This window comes from Streptomyces sp. NPDC055287 (assembly GCF_053646035.1).
Genome location: NZ_JBSHNE010000001.1, coordinates 757093 through 767659 on the forward strand (window position 1 = coordinate 757093; position 10567 = coordinate 767659).

Consider the following 10567-nt stretch of genomic DNA (forward strand, 5'->3'; position numbering starts at 1 on the left):
TGAACACGAAAGTTTCAACTTGTGAGTGACACAACCCATGACGGTGCGGTCGCGACGAGCGCCCCGCCATCTCCCGACGACGGACTTACCCCGGCGGAGCTCGCCGCCAAGTACGGCCTGTCGGTGAGCGGTGCCCGGCCGGGGCTGATCGAGTACGTCCGGCAGCTGTGGGGCCGGCGCCACTTCATCCTCGCGTTCTCGCAGGCGAAGCTGACCGCCCAGTACAGCCAGGCCAAGCTCGGCCAGCTGTGGCAGGTGGCGACTCCACTGCTGAACGCCCTCGTGTACTTCCTCATCTTCGGCCTGATCCTGGAGGCCGACCGGGGCATGGACCGGGAGGTGTACGTACCCTTCCTGGTCACGGGTGTGTTCGTCTTCACCTTCACCCAGAGCTCCGTGATGGCCGGTGTCAGGTCCATCTCGGGCAACCTGGGCCTGGTGAGAGCGCTGCACTTCCCGCGTGCGTCGCTGCCGATCTCCTTCGCGTTGCAGCAGCTCCAGCAGCTGATGTTCTCGATGATCGTGCTGGTGATCATCGCGGTGGCGTTCGGCAGCTACCCCTCGCTGTCCTGGCTGCTGGTCCTGCCCGCGCTGGCGGTCCAGTTCGTCTTCAACATCGGCCTCGCGCTGATCATGGCGAGGCTCGGCAGCAAGACCCCCGACCTGGCGCAGCTGATGCCGTTCGTGATGCGTACGTGGATGTACGCCTCCGGAGTGATGTTCAGCATCCCGGCCATGCTCGCCGACAAGGATTTGCCGGGCTGGGTCACGGACGTGCTCCAGTGGAACCCGGCGGCCGTCTACATGGATCTCATCCGCTTCGGTCTGATCGACGGTTACGGCTCCGAGAACCTGCCCCCGCACGTCTGGGGCGTCGCCCTCGGATGGGCGCTGCTCGTGGGCCTCGTGGGCTTCGTGTACTTCTGGAAGGCTGAGGAGAGGTACGGCCGTGGCTGACGACAACAAGGGACGCGTTCCCACGGTCATCGCGGACGACGTGCACATCGTGTACCGCGTCAACGCCGGCGCGGGCGGTCGCGGCAGCGCCACCGCCGCCCTGAACCGCATGATGAAGCGCGGCAAGGGCGACGCACCCGGCGTACGCAAGGTGCACGCGGTACGCGGTGTCTCCTTCACGTCCTACCGGGGCGAGGCGATCGGCCTCATCGGTACGAACGGTTCGGGCAAGTCGACCCTGCTGCGTGCCATCGCGGGCCTCCTGCCGACCGAGCACGGCAAGGTCTACACGGACGGTCAGCCCTCGCTGCTCGGCGTGAACGCGGCGCTGATGAACGACCTGACCGGCGAGCGCAATGTCATCCTCGGCGGTCTCGCCATGGGCATGACCCGCGAGGAGATCCGCGAGCGCTACCAGCAGATCGTCGACTTCTCGGGCATCAACGAGAAGGGCGACTTCATCACCCTGCCGATGCGCACGTACTCCTCCGGCATGGCGGCGCGGCTGCGCTTCTCCATCGCAGCCGCCAAGGACCACGACGTACTGATGATCGACGAGGCGCTGGCGACCGGCGACCGGAAGTTCCAGATCCGCTCGGAGCAGCGGATCCGTGAGCTCCGCAAGGAGGCCGGCACGGTCTTCCTGGTCAGCCACAGCAACAAGTCGATCCGGGACACCTGCGACCGCGTCCTGTGGCTGGAGAAGGGCGAGCTGCTGATGGACGGTCCCACGGACGAGGTCCTCAAGGCGTACGAGAAGGAAACGGGCCGCTAGGTCCCCCTCGGTGCCCCCGCCGGTCGAACCCGGCGGGGGTTCCGCGTGTCCGCGCGACCCGCGCGGCCCGGCGCGCCGTAACATGCCGGAATCGTCAACTCCCGCCACCTTCGGGACGGTTGAGGCATATTGCTGCCTTGTTGTAATGCGACCAACACCCCGGCACGGCGCTGGTCGTTGTACAACGTAAGCTGTACCGGTGGGCGGCGTGTCCGAAATGGGATGTATTAGGTCGACAGTGTAGAACGGGAGATGTGACGGCAATGGCTATGGAATCTCTCCAGCTCGAAGACGCTTCCGCCGTCCCCGTACCGGGCAGCCCGCGATGACCGGAACCCGGCACCCGCGCACCGACGCGCACGCGCGCACGACCCTGGACAAGGCCGCCGACGAGAACTTCCCGGTGGCTCCCTTCTTTCTGCCGCGCGCCTGGCGGGACGACCTGATGGCCGTCTACGGCTACGCCCGCCTCGTCGACGACATCGGCGACGGCGACCTCGCCCCCGGCGGCGCCGACGCCCGCCTGCTCGGCCTCGACCCCGCTCTCGCCGACGACCGCCTGATCGTGCTCGACGCCTTCGAGGCCGATCTGCGCCGCGTCTTCGACACCTCCGGGGACGGCCCGCGCCACCCGCTCCTGCGCGCCCTCGTGCCGACCGTGCGGCGCTGCTCGCTGACGCCCGAGCCGTTCCTCGGGCTCATCGATGCCAACCGGCAGGACCAGCTCGTACGGCGCTACAAGACGCACGACGAGCTCCTCGCGTACTGCGAACTGTCGGCGAACCCCGTCGGCCGGCTGGTCCTCCGGATCACCGGCACCGCGAGCCCCGAACGGATCCGCCGCTCCGACGCGGTCTGCACCGCCCTGCAGATCGTCGAACACCTCCAGGACGTCGCCGAGGACCTCGGCCGGGACCGCGTCTACCTGCCCGCCGACTCCATGGCGCGCTTCCACGTCGACGAAGCCGATCTCGCGGCACCGTCCGCCAACGCGTCGGTGCGTGCCCTGATCGCGTACGAGGCGGAACGCGCCGGACGCCTCCTGGACGAAGGCACCGAGCTCGTCGGCAGCGTCAACGGCAGGCTCAAGCTGCTGCTCGCCGGTTTCGTCGGCGGTGGCCGTGCCGCTCTCGCGGCGGTCGCCGCCGCCGGCCACGACGTGCTCCCCGGACCGCCCAAGCCCACCAAGCTCAGCCTGCTGCGCGCAGTGGGAGCTGTCTTGCGATGAGACCGAAGAGAGGGGTGAGCCGGACCGTGGAGGGACTCACGCAGATGTCCGCACCGGTACTCGCCGCGTACAGCTACTGCGAGGCCGTCACCGGACAGCAGGCGCGCAATTTCGCGTACGGCATCAGACTGCTGCCGACCGACAAGCGCAACGCCATGTCCGCGCTGTACGCGTTCTCGCGGCGCGTGGACGACATCGGCGACGGCGTGCTGGAGCCGGGCGTCAAGCAGACGCGGCTCGAAGAGACCCGTGCGCTGCTCGACCGCGTCCGGGCGGGCACTGTCGACGACGACGACACCGACCCGGTGGCGGTGGCGCTCTCGGACACGGCGCGCCGCTTCCCGCTCCCGCTCGAAGGGCTCGACGAGCTCATCGACGGCGTCCTCATGGACGTGCGTGGCGAGACCTACGAGACCTGGGACGACCTGAAGGTCTACTGCCGGTGCGTCGCGGGCGCCATCGGACGGCTCTCGCTGGGCGTGTTCGGCACCCAGACCGGCGCGCGTTCCACGGAACGCGCCTCCGAGTACGCCGATACGCTCGGGCTTGCTCTCCAGCTCACCAACATCCTCAGGGACGTCCGCGAGGACGCCGGGAACGGGCGCACCTACCTGCCCGCCGACGACCTCGCCAAGTTCGGCTGTTCGACCGGGTTCCGCGGCTCCACCCCGCCCGCGGGGTCCGACTTCACCGGCCTCGTCCACTTCGAAGTACGCCGCGCCCGCGCCCTGTTCGCCGAGGGTTACCGGCTGCTGCCGCTGCTCGACCGGCGCTCCGGTGCCTGCGTCGCCGCGATGGCCGGCATCTACCGGCGGCTCCTCGACCGCATCGAGCGCGACCCCATGGCCGTGCTGCGCGGCCGGGTCTCGCTGCCGGGACACGAGAAGGCGTACGTCGCCGTGCGCGGCCTTTCGGGCCTCGACGCCCGGCACATCTCCCGCCATCACCTCAGGAGGCGGGTCTGATGGGGCCAGGTGCGGCCGGCGGGACGAACGCGTACAAGGGAGGCGCAACCCCCCAGCAGGCTGACGCGTCCCTGACTGCAACGGCCCGCCGTTCGTACACCGCCGGCAGGGCCCGAGGGGAGGGCGCATGACACGCGGGATGCCGGCCGTGCCCATGGGGGCGTCCGGTCACGCGGTCGTTGTCGGAGGCGGACTGGCCGGTGTCACGGCCGCCCTCCAGCTGGCCGACGCCGGGATGCGGGTGACGCTGCTCGAAGGACGCCCGCGCCTGGGCGGCCTCGCGTTCTCGTTCCGCCGCGGCGACCTCATTGTCGACAACGGCCAGCACGTCTATCTACGCTGCTGCACCGCTTACCGGTGGTTCCTGGAGCGTGTGGACGGCGTCGCGCTCGCCCCGCTGCAGAGCCGTCTCGACGTGCCCGTGCTCGACGTCGGCCGCACCGGCGGTGCCCGGCTCGGGCGGCTGCGCCGCACGGCGCTGCCCGTACCGCTGCACTTGGCGGCGAGCCTGGCGACGTACCCGCACCTGTCCCTCGCCGAACGCGCGAGCGTGGGACGGGCCGCGCTCGCGCTCAAGAAGCTCGACCCGGCAGATCCCGCCCTGGACGGTGTGGACTTCGCGACCTGGCTGGGCCGCCACGGGCAGTCGGAGCGCACCATCGAGGCGCTGTGGGACCTCGTCGGCGTCGCGACGCTCAACGCGACCGCGCCCCACGCCTCGCTCGGCCTCGCCGCGATGGTCTTCAAGACGGGGCTGCTCTCCGAGCCCGGCGCCGCCGACATCGGCTGGGCGCACGTACCGCTCGGCGAACTGCACGACACACTCGCCCGCAAGGCGCTCGACTCCGCGGGCGTACGGACAGCGCTGCGCACGAAGGTAACCTCCATCTCCCGTTCGCCGAACGGCGGTTGGGAGGTCGAGGCGACGGGAGAACGGATCGACGCCGACTCCGTCGTGCTGGCCGTACCCCAGAACGAGACGCATTCCCTGCTGCCCGAAGGCGTCATCGACGCCCCCGACCGACTGCTGGACATCGGCACCGCGCCCATCCTCAACGTCCACGTCGTCTACGACCGCAAGGTGCTGCGTCAACCCTTCTTCGCCGCGCTGGGCAGCCCCGTCCAGTGGGTCTTCGACCGTACGGAGTCCTCCGGGCTCAAGGGCGGCGGACAGTACCTCGCCGTGTCGCAGTCGGCGGCCCAGGACGAGATCGACACACCCGTCGCCGAGCTGCGCGCGCGCTATCTCCCCGAGCTGGAGCGGCTGTTGCCCGCCGCTCGTGGCGCGTGCGTGCGCGACTTCTTCGTCACCCGGGAGCGGACAGCGACGTTCGCCCCCACCCCCGGCGTCGGACGGCTGCGCCCCGGCGCCCGTACGCACGCGCCCGGTCTGTACCTGGCCGGCGCGTGGACCGCCACCGGATGGCCCGCGACCATGGAGAGCGCCGTACGCAGCGGCATCAGCGCCGCCGGCGCGGCACTCTCCGAACTCGGCCGCGCCCACGAACATCCGTTGCAGGAGGCGGTATGAGCACTGGCATGGAAACAAGAGGAGAGCCTGTGACCCCGGTGAATCCGGTCGACAACACCACGGTGGACATCGCCGCGCTTCTGGAGCGCGGCCGCGACCTGTCCACTCCGGTGCTGAAGGCCGCCGTGGACCGGCTCGCGCCGCCCATGGACACCGTCGCGGCGTACCACTTCGGGTGGATCGACGCCCAGGGACGGCCCGCCGACGGCGACGGCGGCAAGGCGGTGCGCCCGGCGCTCGCGCTGCTGTCGGCCGAGGCGGCGGGCGCCGCGCCCGAGGTCGGTGTACCCGGCGCCGTCGCCGTCGAACTCGTACACAACTTCTCGCTGCTCCACGACGACCTGATGGACGGCGACGAGCAGCGCAGGCACCGCGACACCGTGTGGAAGGTGCACGGGCCCGCGCAGGCGATCCTCGTCGGCGACGCGCTCTTCGCCCTCGCCAACGAGCTGCTGCTGGAGATGGGCACCGTCGAGGCGGGGCGCGCGACGCGCCGGCTCACCACCGCGACGCGCAAGCTCATCGACGGCCAGGCCCAGGACATCTCCTTCGAGCACCGCGAGCGGGTCACCGTCGAGGAGTGCCTGGAGATGGAGGGCAACAAGACGGGCGCGCTGCTGGCCTGCGCCGTGTCCATCGGCGCTGTGCTCGGCGGGGCGGACGACCGTACGGCCGACACGCTGGAGGCGTACGGCTACCACCTCGGCCTCGCCTTCCAGGCCGTCGACGACCTGCTCGGCATCTGGGGCGACCCGGACGCCACCGGCAAGCAGACCTGGAGCGACCTGCGACAGCGCAAGAAGTCCCTGCCCGTCGTCGCGGCGCTGGCGGCCGGCGGACCGGCGTCGGAGCGGCTCGGTGAGCTGCTCTCCGCCGATGCCAAGAGCAACGACTTCGACAGCTTCTCCGAGAAGGAGTTCGCCACCAGGGCGGCTCTGATCGAGGAGGCGGGCGGCCGTGACTGGACGGCGCAGGAAGCCCGCAGGCAGCATGCCGTCGCCATCGAGGCGCTGCACGGCGTCGACATGCCCCCGCAGGTCCGTGCGCAGCTCACCGCGCTCGCGGACTTCGTCGTCGTACGAAAGAGATGATCAGCATCCGCCTCATATAACTCGCAAGTCGCCGCCCGGTGCCGGGGAAACCCGGCACCGGACGACGTCGGACCCCAGCACAGCAGATGACCAACTGCCACGAAGGGGAAACCATGACTGCGACGACCGACGGAAGCACCGGGGCCATGAAACCCCGCGCAGCCGCGGCCAGCGAATTTGCCGACAACGACCTCACCCGCACCGACAACAGCGACGGCCGCCCGGTCACCGCCGACGTCCTGGACGCCGCCCGGCGGGCCACCGACCGCGCGGTCGACCACCTGCTCGGGCAGCAGGACGATCAGGGCTGGTGGAAGGGCGACCTCGAGACCAATGTGACCATGGACGCCGAGGACCTGCTGCTCCGTCAGTTCCTGGGCCTCCAGGACGAGAAGACCCTGCAGGCAGCCGCCCTCTTCATCCGCGGCGAGCAGCGGGGCGACGGCACCTGGGCCACCTTCTACGGCGGACCCGGCGACCTTTCCACCACCATCGAGGCGTACGTCGCCCTGCGGCTCGCCGGAGACCTGCCGGACGATCCGCACATGGAGCGCGCCGCCGCCTGGATCAGGGCGCGCGGCGGCATCGCCGCGGGCCGTGTCTTCACGCGGATCTGGCTGGCCCTGTTCGGCTGGTGGAAGTGGGACGACCTGCCCGAGCTGCCGCCCGAGCTGATCTTCCTTCCGTCGTGGTTCCCGCTGAACATCTACGACTTCGGCTGCTGGGCCCGGCAGACCATCGTGCCGCTGACCGTCGTCTCGGCGAAGCGTCCCGTGCGGCCCGCGCCGTTCGCGATCGACGAGCTGCACGCCAACCCGCGGGTGCCAAATCCGCGCAAACGCCTTGCCACGCCCACCAGTTGGGAGGGCGCCTTCCAGCGGCTCGACAAGGTCCTGCACGTATACCGCAAGCTCGCACCGGCCAGACTGCGTGGCGCGGCGATGAAGAGCGCGGCACGCTGGATCGTCGAGCGGCAGGAGAACGACGGCTGCTGGGGCGGAATCCAGCCGCCCGCCGTGTACTCCCTCATCGCGCTCCACCTGCTCGGATACGACTTGGATCACCCGGTGATGCGGGCCGGCCTGGAGTCGCTCGACCGGTTCACGGTGTGGCGCGAGGACGGCGGCCGCATGATCGAGGCCTGCCAGTCGCCGGTCTGGGACACCTGTCTCGCCACCATCGCACTCGCCGACGCGGGGGTACGGCCCGACGACCCGGCGCTGGTCAAGGCCGCCGACTGGATGATGAGCGAGCAGATCGTACGGCCCGGAGACTGGGTGGTACGCCGCCCCGGACTCGAGCCGGGAGGCTGGGCGTTCGAGTTCCACAACGACAACTACCCGGACATCGACGACACCGCCGAGGTCGTACTGGCGCTGCGGCGCGTCGCGCACCCGGACCGCGCGCGGATAGAGGCGACCGTCGACCGCGCCGTGCGCTGGAACCTCGGCATGCAGTCGAAGAACGGCGCCTGGGCGGCCTTCGACGCCGACAACACCAGCCCCTTCCCGAACCGGCTGCCCTTCTGCGACTTCGGCGAGGTCATCGACCCGCCGTCCGCCGACGTCACCGCCCATGTGGTGGAGATGCTGGCCGTCGAGGGCAAGGCACACGACCCGCGCACCCGGCGCGGCATCGAGTGGCTGCTGGCCGAACAGGAGCCTAACGGCTCCTGGTTCGGACGCTGGGGCGTCAACTACGTCTACGGAACAGGGTCGGTCGTACCGGCTCTCACCGCGGCCGGACTGCCCACGGCGCACCCCGCGATCCGCCGCGCCGTCGACTGGCTGGAGTCCGTCCAGAACGACGACGGCGGCTGGGGCGAGGACCTGCGTTCGTACCGTGAGCCCGGCTGGGCGGGGCGCGGCGTCTCGACCGCCTCGCAGACCGCGTGGGCGCTGCTCGCCCTGCTCGCGGCGGGGGAGCAGGACGCCAAGTCGGTCGAGCGGGGCGTCGCCTGGCTCGCCGAGACCCAGCGGGAGGACGGCTCCTGGGACGAGCCGTACTTCACGGGCACCGGATTCCCGTGGGACTTCTCCATCAACTACAACCTCTACCGGCAGGTCTTCCCGCTCACCGCTCTCGGGCGGTACGTCCACGGGGAGCCTGTCTTCCCTGACCTGGGCACCCGGGAAGGGACCTGATGGGCCTGACGGACCCGATCGGCCCCATGAGCCGGACCGCGGAGCCCCCGCGGCTGCTGGTCGCCTGCGCGCTCGGCATCGAGCAGTTCGCGCTGCGCAGTGGTCACCGCAAGGAGGCGCGGGGGCCCGTGACCGTACTGCGTACGGGCATGGGGCCCAAGGCGGCGGAGGCCGCCGTCAGGCTGGCGCTCGCCCCCGGCGGGCCGACCGGGGACGCCGCCGTCATCGCTTCCGGCTTCTGCGCCGGGCTCGTACCGGGGATGCATCCCGGGGATCTGATCGTCGCCGACGAGACCCGAGGTCCCCACGGCAGCACGGTCTGTACGGGCGTCGAGCCGCTGGCGAGGGCGCTGGCCAGGGCGGTGCCCGGGCGCACCGTCCACACCGGCCCGCTGACCGGCTCCGACCATGTCGTACGCGGACCCGAGCGGGCCGAGCTGCGGGCCACCGGAGCCGTCGCGGTGGACATGGAATCCGCCGCGACGCTCTGGAGCGCGCTGCGCGCGGGGCCGCGTCCCGTTGCGGCCGTTCGAGTGGTCGTGGACGCTCCCGAGCATGAGCTCGTACGCATTGGGACGCTTCGCGGTGGAATATCAGCCTTTCGTGTTCTCCGCGCAGTTATGCCTGCATTTTTAGAATGGCACCGTTCTTTGCTGCTCCCCAGGAGGTGAGCTAGATGGCCATGCCGCTCCGTCAGACCATCAGGGTCGGGACGTACCTCGTTGAACAAAAGCTCCGCAAGCGCGAGAAGTTCCCGCTCATCGTCGAGCTGGAACCTCTCTACGCCTGCAACCTCGCATGCGAGGGCTGCGGCAAGATCCAGCATCCCGCCGGCGTCCTGAAGCAGCGCATGCCCGTGGCCCAGGCCGTGGGCGCGGTACTCGAGTCCGGCGCTCCGATGGTCTCCATCGCGGGCGGGGAGCCGCTGATGCACCCTCAGATCGACGAGATCGTACGGCAGTTGGTGGCGAAGAGGAAGTACGTGTTCCTCTGCACCAACGCGATGCTGCTGCGCAAGAAGATCGAGAAGTTCACGCCGTCGCCGTATTTCGCCTTCGCCGTGCACATCGACGGGCTGCGCGAGCGGCACGACGAATCGGTGGCCAAGGAAGGCGTCTTCGACGAAGCGGTGGCGGCGATCAAGGACGCCAAGAAGCGCGGTTTCCGGGTCACCACCAACTCCACCTTCTTCAACACCGACACCCCGCAGACGATCATCGAGGTGCTCAACTACCTCAATGACGACCTGAAGGTGGACGAGATGATGATCTCGCCCGCCTACGCCTACGAGAAGGCTCCCGACCAGGAGCACTTCCTCGGTGTCGAGCAGACCAGGGAACTGTTCAAGAAGACCTTCGCGGGCGGCAACCGGCGGCGCTGGCGGCTGAACCACTCCCCGCTCTTCCTGGACTTCCTGGAGGGCAAGGCCGACTTCCCGTGCACGGCGTGGGCGATCCCCAACTACACGCTGTTCGGGTGGCAGCGGCCCTGCTACCTGATGAGTGACGGGTACGTCGCGACGTACCGTGAGCTCATCGAGGACACCGACTGGGACAAGTACGGGCGCGGGAAGGACCCGAGGTGCGCCAACTGCATGGCGCACTGCGGCTACGAGCCGACGGCCGTCCTCGCGACCATGGGCTCGCTCAAGGAGTCCCTGCGTGCGGTCCGCGAGACGGTCTCCGGAAACGGGTGACGTGATGACCGCAGGTGGGCCTGTGGCACTGGGGCTCCCCGAGCTGCCGGCCCGGCCGCTGGCGGTGCGCCGCGCTTCGCGGCGTATCCAGGTCGGATCGGTGGCGGTCGGCGGGGACGCACCCGTCTCGGTGCAGTCGATGACGACGACCAGGACGTCCGACGTCGGTGCGACGCTGCA

General features: G+C 69.9%; 10 protein-coding genes. All 10 read left to right on the top strand.

Annotated elements, in window-relative coordinates; translation table 11 throughout:
* Positions 1–21: 21 nt before the first annotated feature.
* Positions 22–957 (top strand): ABC transporter permease, encoded by a 936-nt coding sequence (locus tag ACWIHY_RS03265; RefSeq protein ID WP_454373826.1) that lies wholly within the window; start codon positions 22–24, stop codon positions 955–957.
* Positions 950–1732: an ABC transporter ATP-binding protein gene (locus ACWIHY_RS03270; RefSeq protein ID WP_454373827.1), complete on the top strand. Its 783-nt coding sequence runs from the start codon at positions 950–952 to the stop codon at positions 1730–1732. Before ACWIHY_RS03265 ends, ACWIHY_RS03270 begins: the two co-directional genes overlap by 8 nt.
* 325 nt (positions 1733–2057) lie before the next feature.
* Positions 2058–2960, top strand: a complete 903-nt coding sequence (gene hpnC / locus ACWIHY_RS03275; protein WP_454373828.1) for a squalene synthase HpnC — start codon at positions 2058–2060, stop codon at positions 2958–2960.
* Positions 2961–2974: 14 nt separating this feature from the next.
* A complete protein-coding gene (gene hpnD / locus ACWIHY_RS03280; RefSeq protein WP_454373882.1) occupies positions 2975–3925 on the top strand; it encodes a presqualene diphosphate synthase HpnD in 951 nt (316 codons plus the stop codon).
* Between the two features lie 127 nt (positions 3926–4052).
* Positions 4053–5456, top strand: coding sequence for a hydroxysqualene dehydroxylase HpnE (gene hpnE / locus ACWIHY_RS03285; protein WP_454373829.1), 1404 nt, complete (start codon positions 4053–4055; stop codon positions 5454–5456).
* A complete protein-coding gene (locus ACWIHY_RS03290) occupies positions 5453–6547 on the top strand; it encodes a polyprenyl synthetase family protein (RefSeq protein ID WP_454373830.1) in 1095 nt (364 codons plus the stop codon). The genes hpnE and ACWIHY_RS03290 overlap by 4 nt, the downstream gene beginning before the upstream one ends.
* Positions 6548–6660: 113 nt before the next feature.
* On the top strand, positions 6661–8691 hold the full coding sequence (shc, locus tag ACWIHY_RS03295) for a squalene--hopene cyclase (RefSeq protein WP_454373831.1): 2031 nt from the start codon (positions 6661–6663) through the stop codon (positions 8689–8691).
* 26 nt (positions 8692–8717) lie between these two features.
* On the top strand, positions 8718–9362 hold the full coding sequence (locus ACWIHY_RS03300) for a phosphorylase family protein (protein ID WP_454373832.1): 645 nt from the start codon (positions 8718–8720) through the stop codon (positions 9360–9362).
* A gap of 5 nt (positions 9363–9367) precedes the next feature.
* Positions 9368–10387 (top strand): adenosyl-hopene transferase HpnH, encoded by a 1020-nt coding sequence (gene hpnH / locus ACWIHY_RS03305; RefSeq protein WP_454373833.1) that lies wholly within the window; start codon positions 9368–9370, stop codon positions 10385–10387.
* Positions 10388–10391: 4 nt separating this feature from the next.
* A partial coding sequence (locus tag ACWIHY_RS03310) for a flavodoxin-dependent (E)-4-hydroxy-3-methylbut-2-enyl-diphosphate synthase (protein ID WP_454373883.1) occupies positions 10392–10567 on the top strand: 176 nt, incomplete at its 3' end.